Consider the following 17,109-nt stretch of genomic DNA (forward strand, 5'->3'; position numbering starts at 1 on the left):
TTTCCTTGCCCACGGCGCAACTTGAAACATACCTTGTTTATATGTGGCGTCTTCTTCCGGTTATTCTTATTGCATTTTCCTCGTTTGCGGGGGCTCAAGTCGAATCAGAGGCCTTGCCGGAAGAATCCGTTGAACAAACCACTTCTGCACAAAAAGCCACCGCCTATTTGGAGGGCACACGAGAGTTGCTGTCTTCGCGCGTAATCCGTCTGTCTGAAAGTGTAGATTCTTTGTTTGGCAATGCCCGGGCGGACGACCAGAAGAACACCAGTACGCTGCGTGTAAGCCAGACCTACTATATTCGTCGCGGAAACTTGGGGGCAGACGATCCGGGGACCTCATTAAATCTTTTTCTGCCGAACTTGAAGCGCTGGGAAAGGGCGGTTCAGGACAAGATCCAGTTACCTAAACCAGGTGCGGGATCTGCCGGAACTTCGAGTTCCTCTGAAGGCGATACTGAAGAGCGACTGTGGGATCTGAATAGCGAGACGGGATTGGTCGTGGCTATCCCCGTGAACTATTTTGCGCGTCTTCGTCTGCGTCGCAATTTTTTATGGGGGTACTTTGAAAATTCTTTCTTTGAACAGATTGGCTGGTCAAAGAAGGACGAATGGGAAGAGCGCACCTCACTGACGACGGACTATGCAATTTCCCGGGATTTGCTATTTCGTTTCGTCAATGAAGCCAACTGGGCAATGACCAACCGGGACTTTGATACGCATCATGGTCCGTCCCTGATTCGCACTTTAAGTGAGGACTCGGCCCTGTCACAAGATTTTCGTTATAATACGAAGTTGATTGGCAGTGCGATGTACAGCGAAAGCTTCGTTCTTTCCTCAACCTTTACCCAAAGACTTCCGATGCAGTGGATTTACCTGAAGACCACGCCCTCGTTGTCTTGGTCGCGCGAAGACGGTTTTACTCCGGCATGGGCCCTTTACATGACGGTTGAGCTGGTTTTTGGTAACGAGGACTCTTAGTCTCGCATTTCCTCGATGCCTTTGTCCTTTAAAAGAGCTGACCAGGAGCCGTCATTGACGATTTGATCGATCAGTCGATTGATTTCCGCAACGGTGATGACGTGTTGTCCTTTTGATACCAGAATACCCAGATCATAAAGTTGATCATACTTGGTGGAAACCACCAGCTTGCTTCGCTCTTCGGGATGATTCTTCAGGTACATTTCAAGGTATTCTTTGGTCACCATGGCAATATCTGCTCGTTTGGTTACGACCGATCGAATGTTGCCATCTATAGTATTTGTGAACTCCACGTTGAATCGCTTAAGCGCTTTGTCGCTGGTGGAGTGGCCCAGGAATCCATAATGATACCCTTGCATGCCCTTGATGGTTTTGTTGTGAAGGTTTTCAAAATATTTTTGGCTTTTGGCGTTGTCTTTATGGGCAATGAAAACTTCGGCGCCGTGGCGAAATATTTTTGAGGTTTCAACAGATTCGGCTGGCCACCCCCAGGTCTTGCTTTCAAATGCCATGATTTGATAGCGGGACGATTTCATATCGTGGTATCGTCGATAGGTGGTTGTGGGAACAAAAGAAAAGACATACTTCGTCTGCTTTTGATTTAATAATGCAATGAGATCCAGCGTCAGCCCTTCATAAGTGCCGCCGCGGTTGATGACATAAGGTGGAAACTCATATCCCCCCAGTCGAACGGGAATAGGTTTCGCCCAAGTCGTCAGACTTGTTAGCATTAAAATTAAAGCAGTTTTCACATTAAGAACCTTAAGGAGTCTTTCCGGGATGGTCAAATTAAAAGGGATCTTATGAAAATCAGAGCCAGTCATATTTTGGTTAAGAATCAGTATGAAGCCGAGGATTTGATCAGAAATCTGAAGGACGGAAAGAGCTTCGAGGAGCTTGCACAACGTTATTCGCAATGTTCCTCAGCGAAACTCGGTGGTGACCTGGGGGTTTTTGGTGAGGGACGCATGGACATGGACTTTGAGGAAGCAGCCTTTGCACTGAAGGTGAATGAAGTGACAGCCAAACCAGTGCGCACGCGATTTGGCTATCACATTATCAAACGAACCCGGTAATCTAGCTTTCACTTTCTTCGAGGTGCAGGCTTTTCCAGTACTGCAGAGACTGCTCAATCAGCTGCATATTGTACTGAATCCGCTTCTTTTCGTTTTCCAGCAACTTTTGATCTTCTTCCGGTGAAGTTCCGACACTGCGGACTTCCAACTTCATCTGGGCTGAGGCCTTGTCGTACAAAGACTCCCACAGTCGTCGTGCTGTGGATCGATTGAATTTTTCCTGAGGTTGTTCATCGGCTGGAAGCTGGCGGCCATCGAAACCCACCAGACCTCGGGATTTGAACTGGATCTTGTCGTGAAAACGCAGTCGTGCGATGGCATCAATTTTTTTGATGTATTTCATGGCCTCTTCAAGTTTTCCGACATTGTCGATGGACTTTGAAAGAATGCTTTCCTTTAGAAGCACATCGCGAATGAACATCGTTCGCATCATCAGGAAGGAATAGGTGGTTTCTTCAAAACGACGCCCGCCCTCGATGGATCCCCCTATGACGTAGTTCTGAATCATTTCTTGCACTACCGACTGCGGCGTGAAGCCAGCAATGATCTGCAAGGCGGTGAGCTTTGCAATCTTTTGCGTATTAATGCGTTGGATTTGTGTCTTGCTGTAAGGAAGCTCCTCGCCGGTGGTTTCATCAATCCCTTTGGCGGGCATGGCCTCATCGACCTCTTTAAGCCAAAGATAAGTCAATTCCACCAGTTCTTCGGATGTGGCAGCCTCAGCAAACTTCTTTCCAAAAGGCATCAGCTTGAATGGAACAGGAGCCAGGGTGTCGTAGTTTTCCTCTTTCAAAAGGTTTTCCAAGGGAATCAGCAGCGACTGGTCATGCACACCTTTGTTGGTGGTTTTCATGGCGTCCAGCATGCCATCCATCTTGGAGTTGGTCTGATTCATTTTTTCGGGAATCTGCTTGGTGCTGTCGATGGCATCTTGGGCATCACAGGCGACAAGGCCCGTGATGAGTGTTGCAGACATCAGCAATTGAGATAGTTTTTTCATCTGAATATCCATGATTAGGGATTGAGAATGTCGTTCTTAAGAGAAGCCACACCATCGTCGGCAGGGGTGCCCAGCCAGATTGAGAAGACCTTTTGAGAAAGGCCTTTGTCGCCATTGATACGGGTCAAGTGGCCTGCGGTGTCTTCATAGATCAGGGACTCTGAACCGTCTGAATGCTTAGTCACCAGGATAGTCAGGCTGGATCCCGCATCAGCATCGCCTCCCAGACGGACAGCATCCAGAAATGCTTTGATGGAAGGATTTTGCATATCCACTTTGTTGGCGCCTAAAGCGTCACGGAAAGAGCTTTGCACCGTATCGGCGTCTACCGAGCGCAGGAAGCTTAGTTGAATAGCCACGCTTTCGCTGTCGTCCAAAGACTTCAGAGCTTCCGTTGATTTTCTGACAAAACGCTCGGGGCTGCTGATAAGAAGCTGAGCCACATAGACTTTTACTTTCATCAACAGAACTTTCTTCCAGCGCAGACCTGCCCCGACAGAACCCAGTTCAATCTTTTTGCTGTCAACCGTGCCTTGTGCGGATTTAGCTATGTTAACTCCCTCAATGGTACGTGTGCCTTGTTCCATTTGTAAAAGGGCCGCGTTGGATGTCAGAGACAACGTCAGTAGAGTGGATAGCAGAGCGCAAGCGATGATTCTCATAAAATAAAACTCCTTCTTGATCCGTGCTAGATACGGGAGAAAGCCGAGTGAGTCCCTTTATTTGTCGGCAATCAATCTTTCCGCCAAGTAAGGTCGGATCACGACACAGGACGCGTAAACAAACAGATGCTTTTTTCTTTCTGAAAGAAATTCGACAGTAGAAAGTGAATTGGTGAACAGAATTTGGACACTACAAAAAGTATTAAATTTCGAATGTGAGTCGGCCGAAGACCTCTGGGAACGGAGGTCCTATGGCGGCAACCAAAGCAATCACCCGATGTCTTCTTTTAAGTGCAGGACTGCTGGTCTTGGCAGCTTGTGCGCCTTCCAATGACTTTCCTGCGCTTGATGAAAGCGGAAATGAAAGTGCTTCTGTCGTGGAACCAAGTGTTCCCAATTCTGATCCGGGAACACCGGAAGTGCTGGATCCAGCGCCGGATGTTCCGGAAGTTCCGGTGACCGCAAGTCAGAAACTGCTTTTGAATCAGGCCATGACCTTGCGTTACGAAAAGGCTGGCATTCTGGAAAACAAAATTGAACTTCCCGAAGGCACACAGATCGAGATTCCGGCGAACTATGAAGTCAAACATCTGGATTATCGCACTTCCAGCGGTGGAGTCGAACGCTCCAGCACGGGCTTCATCTATCCGGTGAAGGTGGTCTCGGTCTTGTCCCAGTATCAATCTCAGTTTACGGCAGCGAAGATTGCCGAGATTAACAAAACCTCTGGCGGGCTTTTCATTTTTGCTTCGATCGTCGGAAATCTGCAAGGGACGGAAGGGAACTTCGCCGTGGTGACAGCTGCGGCTTTGGGGGATGGGTTTATCAAAAACTTTAATGCCAGCGGCAAGCCGAAGTTCAATTACACCTCGTCAGTGATGAAACGATTTGGGGAAAGACTTAGCAAGGGCCTAAATCCCGACACGATGAAATCTGAAACGCGCGCCAAATATCAGGCGATTTTCAATGAACTCAAGAAAGCTGTGAACAGAACCGTGGCGACACCGAAGTCCTATCTGATGATGGACAAGGCGGTTGCGACTCAGTGGTCCATTAACTTTGAAAAGACCGGTGTGATATCCACCAGTGGGGCCTGGAGTATTGCAACCCAAGGCACGGCTGTTCGTCATGGCTTTTCGAATGTGCCCTGTGCAGAGTTCCAGTCAGAACTTTTGCGACAGGCTTATCAGCGCGCCGGGTATCGGGTGGCCGATGACTTCAACAAAGCTAAGGGCAATCAGCTGATCTGGTCCAGTACAGCAGCGGTGGTGAATTATTCGATGGCCTTGTATAAGGCCGGGTGGGTTCCGTGGGATGCGACCAAGTATCGTCCGATTCTGGGATCCATCATGATGAATGGGGCTGGCTATACGCCGGGGCATACGTATATCTCTGCTGGAGACGATGGAATGATTATCGTGGATAACGGAGCCCCTCAGGGCCGGGATCTGCGCAAGACAACAGACAAAACAATTTCAATCATGTACCAGGTGGGTGTGTTTTTCCTTCCTCCGGGAATCAACCCACCCGCTTGGTAAGTGTCAGGATATTTCCCAGCAGGCAAAGCACGACACCTAAAACTATGTAAGGTGTCCAGTGGAAGCCTTCAAAAAAGCTGGAAAGTGTCAGAGCAATCACCGGGGAAAGTACGCTGGTATAGGCGGCTTTCTCCGCTCCAATTCTTCCGGCCAAAGAAAGATAGGCCCCAAAGGCAATAACAGACCCAAACAGAGCCAGATACGTCAAAGCTCCCAGGAATTTGGCGGTCAGTGGGATGCTGAGATCATGACCTAAAATCAGTGCCACCAGCAAGGTGAAGAGACTTCCATACATCATGCCCCAAGTGTTGGTGACAACGACGGGAATACGCAGCTGATAGCTTTTTTGCGCCACCATGTTACCCATGGAGGCTGAAAGAGTTGCCAGAAAACCGACCAAAAGACCCCAGATGGTTTTCGAATTCGGATCAAAATGCAGAATCTCATTTAGAAATATAAATATGATTCCGATCCCGCCCAGAGCTGACCCCCAGATCACGTTGCGGGTGATGGGTTTTTTGAAAAACAGATTCATGCCGAACATGTTGTAATAAACCAAGGCGGTAAAACTCAAAGCCACCAGACCAGAGCTGATCATGGTTTCTGCCACATAGGTCAGCATGTAGTTAATCGAGAACATCAAAATACCCTGACCCGCAAAAAGCAGATGTTCACGTCGGGTGTATCTTAGGTTCTGTTTTTTCCAGAAGCAGAAAGTGAAAAGCATTCCCGCTGCCAGCAGAAACCGCCAGAAGACTGAGGTAACTGGAGACGCAGAATCAATCTGGAATGTGATGACAAGCCAGGTGGAACCCCAGATCACGGTGCAGATGGTGTAAAGGATGAGATTTTCGAATCTTGCTGGCATAGAGGAAATTTAGCAGAAGGTCCAGAAGGGGTCACTGCACTTCTTGTGGGTTCGCAGAGAATCAACTGAATCTTGTCAAAGTTCGAGAACTCTTCTGCTTCGCCCTTTCATCCGGCGGCATAATGAAAGAGCAAATCAACAAGGAGCATCTTATGGAACCGCAAAGACCGGATCTAGAGAAGACACCCCAGCCTGAGAAAGTCGGTAAGCCCACAACTGCAAAAGTTGAAAGCAAGCCGGCGGTTCAGGTGGAATCCGAGACCAGCCCGGCCCAGTGGGTGTGCATGGTGTTAGGGGTGGCGTTCGTATTGGTGGGAATGTCGGGATTTGTTCTGCCCAATCTGTTTGGAATGCATCTGGGCTGGGGGCATAACATCATTCATATTGTTTCAGGAATCACAGCTCTGTGGTTTGGAGTGGGAAACTCCATTATCACGGCAGAACGCTTTAGTTACATCTTTGGGGCCATCTATGGAATGTTGGGGCTGGCGGGCTTCTTGTTTGGTTCCAACACCAGCATGATTCCACCCACTATGGACTATGATTCGTTCTGGTGGCGTTTGATTCCGGGATATCTGGAACTGGGGACCGCAGACCATGTTGTGCATATCCTGATCGGAGCGGTGTTTGTGATTGGGGCCTGGTTGACCGCTCGAAAACTCGATCGTATTGCGCCGAAGGGCACAACTTGGCACTAAAGAAAAAATAAAAAAAGCCCCGGCTGTCCGGGGCTTTGCTCTAAGGACTAGTCTTCGTCCTCATCATCATAATCGTCGTCTTCGTCCTCGTCCTCATCCTCATCGTCTTCATCGTCTTCTTCATCCTCATCGAAGTCCTCGTCGGCTTCGATGCGAATCAGCCAGCCTTCTTCATAAGGGTCTTCCATAATAAGGGACGGATCGTCGATGACCTGAGAGTTCACTTCAACCACAGTGCCGGCAACCGGAGTATAAATATCCAAAGGACCGTCATCAGTTTCAAGGGTGCCGATAACGACATCTTCATCCACTTGCTCATTTTCCGCCGGTAAATCCACGGAAGAGATGGATTCGAAGTCTTCAAGGCCGTCTTCATTGATGCCGATGGTGATGAGTCCATCTTCCTGGCGCACCCAAAGGTAGCCCATAAAATTTCTAACGTCGTCTGATGCCATAATCTTTCCTTATCTAAGCTGATCTAATCCAGTGGTGCGGCAGAACCGCACCACATCCCCGCGTTGCGGCTTAACAATCGTAGTATAAATGGAACTCGTAGGGAACTGGTCTTTGCTGAATTGGGCGAACTTCTTTGTCGATTTTGTACTGAACCCAGGTCTGGATCAGATCGTCGCTGAAAACATCGCCTTTTTTCAGGAAGCTGCAGTTGTTGAGCAGGGCATTTAAGCTTTCTTCCAGGGTTCCCGGAACAGAAGGAATCGCCGCAGCCTCTTGAGGAGGCAGTCCGTAGATGTCCTTATCCAATGGATCGCCCGGATTGATCTTGTTGATAATGCCATCCAGACCAGCCATCAGAATCGCCGCTTCCGCCAGATAAATGTTGGCCGAAGGGTCTGGAGTGCGGAACTCGATACGTTTTGCCTTCGGATTTGGCCCTGAATTCGGGATACGCATCGCTGCAGAGCGGTTCTTAAAGCTGTAAGCCAGCTTCGTCGGAGCCTCAAAACCTGGAACCAAACGTTTATAAGAGTTAGTCGTTGGGTTGATGATTCCGCAAAGGGCTGGAGCATGTTTCAGAACGCCGCCGATATAGTGCAAAGCCATCTCCGAAAGACCGGCGTACTTGTTGCCTGCGAACAGATTTTTGCCATCTTTCCACAGGGACATATGGATGTGCATTCCCGAACCGTTGTCGCCGAAAATGGGTTTTGGCATGAAGGTCGCGGTTTTTCCATAGCGTTTGGCTACGTTTTTTACGATGTATTTGAACCACATCATTTTGTCGCCCATGTTCAAGGCTGTATCGAAGCGGAAGTTGATCTCACTTTGTGCCGCCGCGACCTCGTGGTGATGACGTTCCACTTGCATGCCGCATCTTTCAAGCTCAAGGCAGATTTCTGTTCTGAGATCCTGTTGGGAATCGGTTGGCAAAGCGGGGAAGTAGCCCTCTTTGGAGCGGATCTTGTAGCCCTGATTGTTGCCACCCTCGTCACGACCGGTGTTCCAGGAAGCTTCATCGCTGTCGATCATGTAGAAAGCTGAGCTGTTGGTCTGTTCGTAGCGAATATCGTCGAAAATAAAGAATTCCGCTTCAGGACCGAAGTAAGCGGTGTCAGCAATGCCGGTGGATTGCATGTAAGCGATGGCTTTTTTCACCACTTGACGAGGATCGCGGTTGTAAGCTTGAAGAGTTTCCGGAAGGCAGACGTCACAGATCAAAGACAAAGTGGGCACTTGCATGAACGGGTCCATCATCGCTGTGGACGGATCTGGAAGGATGATCATGTCGGATTCTTCGATGCCTCTCCAGCCGCGGATGGAACTTCCATCAAAGCCGAAGCCCTGTTCAAAAGCCTCGTCAGTCAACTGGTGCAGTGGCACTGTCAGGTGCTGCCAAGTTCCGATCATGTCACAGAACTTCAGGTCCACCATTTTTGCGCCTTTTTCGTTGGCGAATTTTAAAACATCTTGTCCGGTCATCGTGAGCCTCCATGGGGGGTTAAAAACTTTTTAAAGTGCTTGTTCGTCCTTCTCACCGGTGCGGATGCGAAGGGTAGATTCCACAGGAATAACGAAGATTTTTCCGTCACCAATTTTTCCTGTGCGAGCTGTTTTTTGAATGGCTTCCACGGCGCTATCAACCAGAGCAGACGGAAGAACCACTTCAATTTTAATTTTTGGGAGAAAGTCGACAACGTATTCGGCACCTTTGTAAACTTCAGTGCGGCCTTTTTGACGGCCAAAGCCCCGGACTTCCGAGACAGTGATCCCTTCAACGCCGACCTCAGTAAGAGCATCGACCACGTCATCCAATTTGAAGGGTTTGATAATGGCCTCAATTTTTTTCATGTACTTCTTTGTTCTGAAAAAGAATTCCTACGTCAGATTTGTAAAAGGATAACAAAGCATCCGAAGAATGCAAAAACTGAAAAGGTCATTTTATTTTTTTAATTTCTGCATAACGCATTCCAGTAAGTGTCACTGTTTGGAAAAAAAGAAAAAGCTCTCGTAAAGCGGCTTGCGGGGCTATGTGGTTTTTGGTACACACGGGACCTCATTTTCGGAAAATCACTATTGTTGTCGTACTCGGGGGGGATAATGACTACAAATCGTTTTTTCGTTTACGGTTCTTTCTGCGAAGGCATGGTTCACTTCAGCAAGATCCAAAATTTCGTGGAATCTTCAGTATTTGCACGAGTTAAGGCCACAGCTTACCGTTTGAAAGTAGGCTTCCCGGCACTGGTCAGAGGGGGATCTGATCTGGTTCCGGGGCAGATGATCGAGCTTAAGGGGTCCGATCTTTTGTTGAATCTGATGGATGAGTTCCACGGATACAACCGCCTTGATCCAGACAAGAGCCTTTACTCCAGGGAAGAAATTGATGTGCATCCAGAGGGTGCGTCTGAGCCGGTGAAAGCTTGGATTTACTTCCTGAATCCGTTAAAACTTCCGGTGAATGCCACTGTGATTGCCGGCGGAGACTGGAAACGTTCCTTACAGGAACAACCGGCTTTGACTTCCAAACTCAGTGAAAAGCAAGCAACTTATATTCAAAGACTGGGACGTTCTTCGGGCCGCGAGATCGTTCCGATTGATCTGACGCTCTATCGTGAGCTGATGAATCTGGAGCTGATCGTCGATAAAGGTCGTCGATTGGCGCTGTCTAAACTGGGCCAAGAGGTTTACAGACACCTTGCCTAATACAGAGAAACTTTTCCGCATTGTTCTTATTGAGCCCGAAATTCCTCAGAATACGGGAAATATCGGGCGCACTTGTGTCGGCACCAACTGCGAGCTGCACATCGTGGGAAAAATGGGGTTCGAAATCAACGATACGAACCTGAAAAGAGCGGGGCTGGATTACTGGCCCCATCTGACCTGGCACCGCCACGAGACTTTCGAAGACTGGTGGAAACACGTCGAAGATCCCAGCCGTATCTGGCTGTTTACGACCAAAACACAGCGAACCTATTTTGAGCCTCAATACCAGGCCGGGGATTGGTTCGTGTTCGGGAAGGAAACCAAGGGTCTGGACCCTGATTTCCTGATGAAACACCCCAGTCAAACAGTGACCATTCCAATGATTGGCGAAGGTGCGCGCAGTCTGAATCTGGCCACCAGTGTCGCCATTGCCGCCTACGAGGGCCTTCGTCAGCTCAAGTATCCATTGCGATAGTTTAAGGCTTTGGTCGGGGTTCAACCCGACCAAGTCTTTAAAATTCCGAATGAAATCGCGTCAATGACGCATCCAGAAATTGCCCCCTTACCTTGCCGCTTGCAAGTATTTGGGTCTATCCTCTTAGGCTATGGTTACACAAATTTTGACAAAAATGTTCGGAACGAAGCACGACCGTGAGATGAAAAAGATCCAGCCCACTGTGGATCGTATCAATGCCTTGGAACCTCAGATGGCAGCCCTTACGGATGATCAACTTAAAGCCAAAACTCCAGAGTTCCAGGAACGTCTGAAAAAGGGCGAAACTGTCGATGACATTCTGCCTGAAGCTTTTGCGGTCTGCCGTGAAGCCTCCAAGCGTGTGTTGGGAATGCGCCACTATGACGTTCAGTTGATCGGTGGTTATGTTCTGAATCGTGGAAATATCGCTGAGATGAGAACGGGTGAAGGTAAAACCCTGGTGGCAACTCTGCCGGTGTACCTGAACGCTCTTACGGGTCGCGGTGTTCACGTTGTGACTGTGAATGACTACTTGGTTCGTCGTGACGCCGAACACATGGGCCGTCTGTATGGCTGGCTGGGTCTTACCACAGGTATCATCGTTCATGGTTTGAACGACCAGCAACGCAAGCAGATGTATGCTTGTGACATCACTTATTGCACCAACAATGAACTGGGCTTTGACTATCTTCGTGACAACATGAAGTTTGACCTGAATGACTACGTTCAGCGCCCTCACTACTATGCCATCGTGGATGAGTGTGACTCCATCCTTGTCGACGAAGCGCGTACTCCGCTGATCATTTCCGGTCCTGCGGAATCCTCCACTGACAAATACTACGCTGTGAACGCCATCATTCCTCACCTGAAGCGCGATGTGCACTTCACGATGGAGGAAAAATCAAAAACAGCTTCTTTGACCGACGCCGGAAACGCGAAAGTGGAAGAACTGATGGGTCTTTCCAACCTTTACGATCCGCAAAACATCGAAATCCTGCACCATGTGTATCAGGGTTTGAAAGCTCACTATCTGTACCGTCGTGACGTGGAATACATGATCAAAGACGGTGAAATCGTGATCGTGGATGAGTTTACAGGTCGTTTGATGCCGGGTCGTCGCTGGAGCGATGGTTTGCACCAGGCGATCGAGGCCAAAGAGGGTGTTGAAGTGAAGTCTGAAAATCAGACTTTGGCAACGATCACCTTCCAGAACTACTTCCGTATGTATGAAAAGCTGTCTGGTATGACGGGGACTGCTGATACAGAAGCGGTGGAGTTCAAAAAGATCTATAAACTTGATGTGAACGTGATTCCAACCAATCGTCCGATCATGCGTAAGGATCAGGAAGACGTGGTTTACAAGTCTGAACTTGCAAAGTTCAAGGCGATCACGGCGGATATCAAAGAACGTATTGCCAAGGGTCAGCCGATCCTGGTGGGTACGGAATCCATTGAAAAGTCCGAGGCGTTGAGCGCCTTCCTTCGTAAAGAGGGTGTGAAACACGAAGTCCTGAATGCGAAACACCACGAACGTGAAGCGGAAATTATCGCTCAGGCCGGTCGTAAAGGGGCTGTGACTATTGCTACGAACATGGCAGGTCGTGGTACCGACATCATGCTGGGTGGTAACGCTGAAATGCTGGCAAAAACTCAGGTCGGTAATGATGATTCTCCAGAGTATCTGGAGGCCGTTCAAAAGCTGAAGCCACAGGTCGAAGCGGAGCGCGCCGAAGTTCGTTCCCTGGGTGGTTTGTACATCATCGGTACAGAACGCCATGAATCCCGTCGTATCGACAATCAGCTGCGTGGTCGTGCCGGTCGTCAGGGGGATCCGGGTGAATCCAGATTCTATCTGTCTTTGGAAGACAAGCTGATGCGTATCTTCAACGGCGAGCGTATTCAGAAGATCATGGAAATGCTGAACATCCCTGAAGATGAACCAATCACAGCCAAAATGGTGACTAACGCCATCGAAGGTGCGCAACGTAAGGTTGAAGGACACAACTTCGATATCCGTAAGAACCTGATGGAATACGATTCCGTGATGAACGCACAAAGAAATGCGATCTATGGAATGCGCCGTAAGGTTTTGGAGGGTCAGGAAATCGAAAGAACCACTTTGGACTGGTTGGGCGATGTGGTTTCCGGAATTCTGGACACTCACATCCCTGAAAACGGAAAAAAAGAAGAGTGGAGCCTGGAGGGCCTGAACAATGCCCTGGCTCAGACGTTCGGTTTCAAAGTTGATTTCTCGACAATGTCTGTGAACACCGACACAGTGACTGAAGCTGTGAAAGCCGGTGTGAAAGAAGTTTGGGATCGTCAGAAGAACTCCATGGGTCCGTTCTTTGAGCAAGTTCAGAAAATGATCCTGCTTCAAAGCATCGATAACCACTGGAAGAACCACCTTTATGTTATCGACAAGCTGAAAGAAGGTATCGGTCTGCGTGGTTATGCTCAGAAAGATCCTTTGCTTGAGTATAAAAAAGAGGCTTTCAAAGCCTTTGAGACGTTGAACAATACCATCAAGTCAGACGCGATCGAAAAAGTGATGCGTGTTCAGTTGGTTGCCCAACAAACTGAAGAGCAGGTGCTGGAAAGCCTGCGTCCGGAAGAAGCTGACTTGGATGAGTTGGATTACTCGTCTCCAAGCGAAGCGGATATCGGTCACAGCATTCCGGAAGCTGAAGAGGCTCCGAAACGCAAAATGACTTTCCAAAGCGGTCCTCGTGAGGATCGTCCGATGAACCGCGAAGAGCGTCGTCGTTTGGAAAAAGATTCGAAGGGAAAAAGATAATTGATCCCTTGTCCGAATTGCCATAAGTCGGTAGAGATTCTGGATAAGCACCTGGGGACGCTTTACACCTGTCCCCATTGCAATGCAGTTTATTTTATCGACTGGAATGGCCAACCTGAGATGGCTCAGCATGAACCTGAGCCAGAACCAGTTGTAGAGCCGACGGCGGCTCCGTCCTTTGAGGCTTCTGTCGAGCAAAACTATCAAGAGCAAAACTTCCAAGATCAAAACTTCCAAGATCAAAACTTCCAAGAGCAAAGTGGCTATCCTGAACAGGAGCAGGGCTATCAGCAACCTGAGGCGCCGGCCGCTTTCGATGGGGGCTTCAATGAAGCCCTGAATATGGCGGAGCAGCCACCAGCGGATATGACCTACGAAGCGCCTTCTGAAGATCAGGAAGTGCATGGTGAGGTTCCTGCGGTGGAAGAAGCCCCCTATGATTTCAGTCAGACTTTGGACTCCGTGGGGTCGCCAGCAATGCCGGAGCCCTTGGCTCCATCAGGGGTGAGCGATACACCGGACTTTTCAGATGTGACGGACTTTGCAAATGCAGATACGGTCAGCGGGCCTTTGGCGTATACCCTGACGATCGACGGCATTGAATCCAGTTTGCTGGTCAGTCAGTTGAAGGAAGCCATGACGGATTCCCGTTTTGGCTGGGATGTGCCTTCGCTTTTGTCTCAGATTGGTGGTGGACGTTTGGTCCTTCGAGGTCTGAATCCGGCTAAAGCATCTGTTCTTATCAACCGAATTAAATATCTGCCTTTTAAAATTTCCTGGAGGCAAGATGTCCTGTCTGGTTCCTAAAAAAAAGTTGAGCTTTTTTACAGTCCTTTTGTCGGTTTCTTTGGCTTTTGCCAATGAAGGCGGTGGGGAAGCGGCTCCGGTAGAGGGAGCTAAAGAAGTCCGCAGCGGTGAAGAATCCTTCGTTGTGGTGCAAGCCCGGGTGGCTGCTTTGGAAGCCAAGGTTCGTTCCGGGGAAGCTGAGATCCAAAAGTTGATTCTGGAAAAACAAACCAGCAAAGATCCGGCGCGAGTCAGTGAAATCATCTCCAGTATGGTCGCCTTGCATAAGGAAATGGAAAAGAATCTGAAAGAATATGATCAACAGCGAACGTTGCTGAAGTATCGTTACCCTGAAAAAGGGGTGGCGGCCAAAAGGGAATATGAGCGCATTGATTTGAAGTCCATTGAGGAGATGGAAAATCAAATGAGCCTGGGTTCCTCTGTGAAAAGAACATTGAAAAAGGTTCGCAGCCAATACAGCTCCCCAGAGGAAAGACAACAGCACGATGCGGCTGAAGCCCACGGTCAGGCTGGCAAAGGAGCGACAACGCCGGCGCCTGGCCTTGTGGATCCTGTCATTTTGAAAAAATAATTTTCTGCGCATCAAAATGAGACAAAAGAAAGTTGCTCACTTTGAGAGATCGGTGGAAGCTGATACCTTAGAAGAGTGGGGGAAGTATGCTCCGATATTTGGCTATTCCGTTGATTTCGCTGAGCTTGGTGACGACGGCCTGTCAGACATCCATGCTGAAGCAGTTTAATGAAATCACGCCAGGAATGGAAAAAGATGACGTACTGAATCTGATGGGAAGCCCCACCCGCACCCAGCGTTTTCACGGTAAAGACCGCTGGACCTATGTTTTTTACGACAAACGAATTCGTTTTGAAAAAGAAGTTCAGTTCTTTGAAGGCAATGCCGTGTATGTCGGCGATGTCTGGCAGCCTCCGGCAGATCGCACGGCTATAGCCATGGACACGCGCAATGATCAAAAAAATCGCGAGATTGACGAGATGCTGGCCCGTGAAGTGGAAAGCCATCGCAAGTCTTACGAAGAATATGAAAAGAAAGCCAAAGGCGAAGACAAAGTCCGTTATGTGCCGACCTTTGAGCCGGTTCGCTAATTTGCCACCGGAAGAATCAGCGGTTCTCCCAAGACAGAGATCACCTCATAGCCGTTAACTTCCAAGGTGTCTGAGGCTTCTCGTCCGTAGAACTTCACACCTGTCCAGGTCCATTCCTGAGGCCACTCATCCACCACATTGCGGAAGTAGATTTTACCAGTTTCGCGAATGCCGGGGGCTGAAGTTGTAAATTCAAACTGACTGATCGGGCTTTTGAAGATCTCCTGAAAAGGGATCGGGAAGGCCGCGATATGATTTTGATCTTCGCTGACGGTGCAGGGAATGCGCACGACCATCTTGGGAATCTCGCCCGAGATCGCAATACCTTCCGCGGCAAAATAAAGATCCAGTGTCGGGTAGCGGTCACACACAAACACGCGGGACCCAGCGGGACTTTTCATCAGGAACAAGCCCAGTTTGATGCCGGGACCGGCTTCAAAGGAATCCAATTCGACGTTCTTAAGGATCTGATACTTAAAAGCCTTGCGGAACTCTTCTGGAGAAGCCTCGGACAGATCGAAGTTGTCACTTTGGCTTCCCACGGCACTTAGGCCTCCGTCAGAGGCCACATTTCTTTTTGGAAGAAACTTTTTGTCCAAAAGGTGCAAAGCAAAAGGAAGTGCCGCCATGAGCAGAATCAGGCTGAGCATGCGGGACATTTTTTGTAATGGCGTCCGGTTTTTCTTCATATTAATACTCGCACTTTATTGTGGTTCGGTCCGCTTCAGTCAGGGTCTCGCGAACTGATCCGCCATTGAGAACGGCCCACATCACGCTGGGAACGGTGCTGCGATGTTTGAGTCCCAATACGTGACCCAGTTCGTGCACGAACAGGCTTTCCAGATGCACGTCTTTGATTGTTGTCGGAGTGGTCCCGGTGAAGTAACTGAAGTACTGATTGTTGATGGCCACGTCTGCTTCATAGAGTTTGTTGGTTTTCCAATAAAGGGAAGTCAGCCCCTGATAGTTGATGTTTTTATTGGGCCAGGTCAAATGCCAGTGAATCGTATTCTGACTGTCTTTGGTGGCGGCATTGGGAAGAGTGTCGCTGCCGCGTTCGAAATGAAACAAAGTCATCCCAGCAGCTTCATTCCAACGATAGGCCGCTTTATTAAGGGCGTCTTCGTAATCTGGCGGGAAGTCTTTGTGAAGTTTCAGGCGAACCGGGATGTTTCCTTTCCAGGAAACGCGCTGGCCATAAGAGTTTTGCACGAAGCCGCAGTCATTTTCTGCGGCACTGGCTAAAAGATCCTCGTCACCGGGCCCAAGTGTGGGCCCTTTCTGGCAAGAGCACAGAGCGAGCAATGTCAGAGGCAGAACGAGAAATTTCAACATACTTGTCAGTTTACACGAGATTCCTTCGGACATCCTGACAAGTGTTGATTACTCGACTTTCGACGAGTCGCCCTTAGTTGTAGAACTTAGCGATATCGTCGGTGTTACGGATAAAGGTTTTGAAGTCTGGAGAAACAAAGGAAGATTCGTGGATCTTGCCTTCCGGGCAGCCTGCCAATGTGGAGGCATTTACGCCATCCCACTTGCAAGTGCCGATGTACCAGGCCTTTTCGCTGTAATCGATCTTGTAAGCGACCAGAGTGGAAGACTTGAAGATCGCCACGACTTCTTCCAGGACGGTTTTTCCATCAGAATGGAAGTCACCTTGAAGGACGGTGTCCATCCAGATAAAGGACTGCTTCTGGGAAATCTGCTGAAGTTTTCTGACTTCGTAATCAGAAATAAGGACTGTGCGAGCACCGTCGAAATAGATTGGAATTTCACGATAGGGTTTTGCGCACTCAGATTGAATGCACGCAGATTTGTACTCTGCAACCAAGTCATAGAACTTATCAGCACCCACGAATTGCTTGTCAGCAGAGGCGTTCAGGGAAATCAAATTTGCGGCTACAAGTAGGCCCAACATAAATTTTTTCATACAAAACTCCGATTT

19 protein-coding genes and 1 pseudogene are annotated in these 17,109 nt (G+C 48.9%); 10 read left to right on the top strand and 10 right to left on the bottom strand.

Translation table 11 applies throughout. The annotated features are described in order from the left end of the window. The first annotated feature begins 41 nt into the window (after positions 1–41). Positions 42–980 carry a hypothetical protein gene (locus tag ACZ50P_RS01145; protein WP_464132863.1) on the top strand — a complete coding sequence of 313 codons (939 nt, stop codon included), beginning with the start codon at positions 42–44 and terminating at the stop codon, positions 978–980. Here ACZ50P_RS01145 and ACZ50P_RS01150 read toward each other — a convergent pair. Further along, positions 977–1,732 (bottom strand): substrate-binding periplasmic protein, encoded by a 756-nt coding sequence (locus tag ACZ50P_RS01150; protein ID WP_464119680.1) that lies wholly within the window; start codon positions 1,730–1,732, stop codon positions 977–979. The two genes, ACZ50P_RS01145 and ACZ50P_RS01150, sit on opposite strands and share 4 nt — an antisense overlap. A 51-nt stretch (positions 1,733–1,783) precedes the next feature. Here ACZ50P_RS01150 and ACZ50P_RS01155 point away from each other — a divergent pair, with 51 nt between their 5' ends. Then, a complete protein-coding gene (locus ACZ50P_RS01155) occupies positions 1,784–2,056 on the top strand; it encodes a peptidylprolyl isomerase (protein WP_464119681.1) in 273 nt (90 codons plus the stop codon). Position 2,057: 1 nt separating this feature from the next. Here the strand turns inward: ACZ50P_RS01155 and ACZ50P_RS01160 are convergent, their stop codons facing one another. Both ACZ50P_RS01160 and ACZ50P_RS01165 read right to left on the bottom strand, forming a co-directional pair. Then, positions 2,058–3,056, bottom strand: coding sequence for a hypothetical protein (locus ACZ50P_RS01160; RefSeq protein ID WP_464132865.1), 999 nt, complete (start codon positions 3,054–3,056; stop codon positions 2,058–2,060). A 14-nt stretch (positions 3,057–3,070) separates the two neighbouring features. Then, on the bottom strand, positions 3,071–3,718 hold the full coding sequence (locus ACZ50P_RS01165) for a chalcone isomerase family protein (RefSeq protein ID WP_464132867.1): 648 nt from the start codon (positions 3,716–3,718) through the stop codon (positions 3,071–3,073). 251 nt (positions 3,719–3,969) lie between these two features. On the opposite strand from ACZ50P_RS01165, the gene ACZ50P_RS01170 reads away from it, so the two are divergent. After that, entirely contained in the window at positions 3,970–5,256 is a 1,287-nt protein-coding gene (locus ACZ50P_RS01170) for a hypothetical protein (protein ID WP_464132869.1), read from the top strand. Here ACZ50P_RS01170 and ACZ50P_RS01175 read toward each other — a convergent pair. Then, positions 5,237–6,124: a DMT family transporter gene (locus tag ACZ50P_RS01175; RefSeq protein ID WP_464119689.1), complete on the bottom strand. Its 888-nt coding sequence runs from the start codon at positions 6,122–6,124 to the stop codon at positions 5,237–5,239. The genes ACZ50P_RS01170 and ACZ50P_RS01175 overlap by 20 nt on opposite strands. Before the next feature lie 152 nt (positions 6,125–6,276). Here ACZ50P_RS01175 and ACZ50P_RS01180 point away from each other — a divergent pair, with 152 nt between their 5' ends. Then, positions 6,277–6,822 carry a DUF4383 domain-containing protein gene (locus ACZ50P_RS01180; RefSeq protein ID WP_464119690.1) on the top strand — a complete coding sequence of 182 codons (546 nt, stop codon included), beginning with the start codon at positions 6,277–6,279 and terminating at the stop codon, positions 6,820–6,822. A gap of 47 nt (positions 6,823–6,869) precedes the next feature. Here ACZ50P_RS01180 and ACZ50P_RS01185 read toward each other — a convergent pair whose 3' ends face one another. The 3 genes from ACZ50P_RS01185 to ACZ50P_RS01195 all read right to left on the bottom strand — a co-directional run bounded on the left by ACZ50P_RS01185 (position 6,870) and on the right by ACZ50P_RS01195 (position 9,129). Beyond that, complete coding sequence (locus ACZ50P_RS01185; protein WP_464132871.1) at positions 6,870–7,277, bottom strand: glycine cleavage system H family protein; 408 nt, start codon at positions 7,275–7,277, stop codon at positions 6,870–6,872. 70 nt (positions 7,278–7,347) lie between these two features. Then, the gene (glnA, locus tag ACZ50P_RS01190) at positions 7,348–8,760 is read right to left on the bottom strand and encodes a type I glutamate--ammonia ligase (protein WP_464132874.1); all 1,413 of its coding nucleotides are present in this window, start codon (positions 8,758–8,760) and stop codon (positions 7,348–7,350) included. 30 nt (positions 8,761–8,790) lie between these two features. Then, the gene (locus ACZ50P_RS01195; RefSeq protein ID WP_464132876.1) at positions 8,791–9,129 is read right to left on the bottom strand and encodes a P-II family nitrogen regulator; all 339 of its coding nucleotides are present in this window, start codon (positions 9,127–9,129) and stop codon (positions 8,791–8,793) included. Positions 9,130–9,378: 249 nt separating this feature from the next. On the opposite strand from ACZ50P_RS01195, the gene ACZ50P_RS01200 reads away from it, so the two are divergent. The 6 genes and pseudogenes from ACZ50P_RS01200 to ACZ50P_RS01225 all read left to right on the top strand — a co-directional run bounded on the left by ACZ50P_RS01200 (position 9,379) and on the right by ACZ50P_RS01225 (position 15,161). Further along, positions 9,379–9,981, top strand: coding sequence for a gamma-glutamylcyclotransferase family protein (locus tag ACZ50P_RS01200; RefSeq protein ID WP_464119696.1), 603 nt, complete (start codon positions 9,379–9,381; stop codon positions 9,979–9,981). Continuing rightward, positions 9,974–10,456, top strand: a complete 483-nt coding sequence (locus ACZ50P_RS01205) for a tRNA (cytidine(34)-2'-O)-methyltransferase (protein ID WP_464119698.1) — start codon at positions 9,974–9,976, stop codon at positions 10,454–10,456. Before ACZ50P_RS01200 ends, ACZ50P_RS01205 begins: the two co-directional genes overlap by 8 nt. Before the next feature lie 130 nt (positions 10,457–10,586). Beyond that, positions 10,587–13,055: pseudogene (gene secA, locus ACZ50P_RS01210) on the top strand (preprotein translocase subunit SecA); the annotation flags it as partial. A 318-nt stretch (positions 13,056–13,373) separates the two neighbouring features. Then, positions 13,374–14,060 carry a hypothetical protein gene (locus tag ACZ50P_RS01215; RefSeq protein ID WP_464132879.1) on the top strand — a complete coding sequence of 229 codons (687 nt, stop codon included), beginning with the start codon at positions 13,374–13,376 and terminating at the stop codon, positions 14,058–14,060. Beyond that, the gene (locus tag ACZ50P_RS01220; protein ID WP_464132881.1) at positions 14,041–14,631 is read left to right on the top strand and encodes a hypothetical protein; all 591 of its coding nucleotides are present in this window, start codon (positions 14,041–14,043) and stop codon (positions 14,629–14,631) included. Before ACZ50P_RS01215 ends, ACZ50P_RS01220 begins: the two co-directional genes overlap by 20 nt. An 86-nt stretch (positions 14,632–14,717) precedes the next feature. Beyond that, positions 14,718–15,161, top strand: coding sequence for an outer membrane protein assembly factor BamE (locus ACZ50P_RS01225; RefSeq protein ID WP_464119703.1), 444 nt, complete (start codon positions 14,718–14,720; stop codon positions 15,159–15,161). On the opposite strand, the gene ACZ50P_RS01230 is transcribed toward ACZ50P_RS01225, so the two are convergent. The 3 genes from ACZ50P_RS01230 to ACZ50P_RS01240 form a co-directional block, all read right to left on the bottom strand. Then, positions 15,158–15,850: a hypothetical protein gene (locus ACZ50P_RS01230; RefSeq protein WP_464119705.1), complete on the bottom strand. Its 693-nt coding sequence runs from the start codon at positions 15,848–15,850 to the stop codon at positions 15,158–15,160. The genes ACZ50P_RS01225 and ACZ50P_RS01230 overlap by 4 nt on opposite strands. A gap of 1 nt (position 15,851) precedes the next feature. Then, entirely contained in the window at positions 15,852–16,496 is a 645-nt protein-coding gene (locus tag ACZ50P_RS01235) for a matrixin family metalloprotease (RefSeq protein WP_464132883.1), read from the bottom strand. Between the two features lie 73 nt (positions 16,497–16,569). Continuing rightward, complete coding sequence (locus ACZ50P_RS01240) at positions 16,570–17,094, bottom strand: hypothetical protein (RefSeq protein WP_464132886.1); 525 nt, start codon at positions 17,092–17,094, stop codon at positions 16,570–16,572. Between the last annotated feature and the right edge of the window lie 15 nt (positions 17,095–17,109).

The sequence above is a fragment of the Bdellovibrio sp. CKG001 genome (assembly GCF_055397465.1).

Bases quoted from the DNA above. Each gene is read 5' to 3' on its own strand.
- ACZ50P_RS01145 (WP_464132863.1), top strand. From the start codon at position 42: ATGTGGCGTCTTCTTCCGGTTATTCTTATTGCATTTTCCTCGTTTGCG.
- ACZ50P_RS01155 (WP_464119681.1), top strand. From the start codon at position 1,784: ATGAAAATCAGAGCCAGTCATATTTTGGTTAAGAATCAGTATGAAGCC.
- ACZ50P_RS01160 (WP_464132865.1), bottom strand. From the start codon at position 3,056: ATGAAAAAACTATCTCAATTGCTGATGTCTGCAACACTCATCACGGGC.
- ACZ50P_RS01165 (WP_464132867.1), bottom strand. From the start codon at position 3,718: ATGAGAATCATCGCTTGCGCTCTGCTATCCACTCTACTGACGTTGTCT.
- ACZ50P_RS01170 (WP_464132869.1), top strand. From the start codon at position 3,970: ATGGCGGCAACCAAAGCAATCACCCGATGTCTTCTTTTAAGTGCAGGA.
- ACZ50P_RS01175 (WP_464119689.1), bottom strand. From the start codon at position 6,124: ATGCCAGCAAGATTCGAAAATCTCATCCTTTACACCATCTGCACCGTG.
- ACZ50P_RS01180 (WP_464119690.1), top strand. From the start codon at position 6,277: ATGGAACCGCAAAGACCGGATCTAGAGAAGACACCCCAGCCTGAGAAA.
- ACZ50P_RS01185 (WP_464132871.1), bottom strand. From the start codon at position 7,277: ATGGCATCAGACGACGTTAGAAATTTTATGGGCTACCTTTGGGTGCGC.
- glnA (WP_464132874.1), bottom strand. From the start codon at position 8,760: ATGACCGGACAAGATGTTTTAAAATTCGCCAACGAAAAAGGCGCAAAA.
- ACZ50P_RS01195 (WP_464132876.1), bottom strand. From the start codon at position 9,129: ATGAAAAAAATTGAGGCCATTATCAAACCCTTCAAATTGGATGACGTG.
- ACZ50P_RS01200 (WP_464119696.1), top strand. From the start codon at position 9,379: ATGACTACAAATCGTTTTTTCGTTTACGGTTCTTTCTGCGAAGGCATG.
- ACZ50P_RS01215 (WP_464132879.1), top strand. From the start codon at position 13,374: ATGGCTCAGCATGAACCTGAGCCAGAACCAGTTGTAGAGCCGACGGCG.
- ACZ50P_RS01220 (WP_464132881.1), top strand. From the start codon at position 14,041: ATGTCCTGTCTGGTTCCTAAAAAAAAGTTGAGCTTTTTTACAGTCCTT.
- ACZ50P_RS01225 (WP_464119703.1), top strand. From the start codon at position 14,718: ATGCTCCGATATTTGGCTATTCCGTTGATTTCGCTGAGCTTGGTGACG.
- ACZ50P_RS01230 (WP_464119705.1), bottom strand. From the start codon at position 15,850: ATGAAGAAAAACCGGACGCCATTACAAAAAATGTCCCGCATGCTCAGC.
- ACZ50P_RS01235 (WP_464132883.1), bottom strand. From the start codon at position 16,496: ATGTTGAAATTTCTCGTTCTGCCTCTGACATTGCTCGCTCTGTGCTCT.
- ACZ50P_RS01240 (WP_464132886.1), bottom strand. From the start codon at position 17,094: ATGAAAAAATTTATGTTGGGCCTACTTGTAGCCGCAAATTTGATTTCC.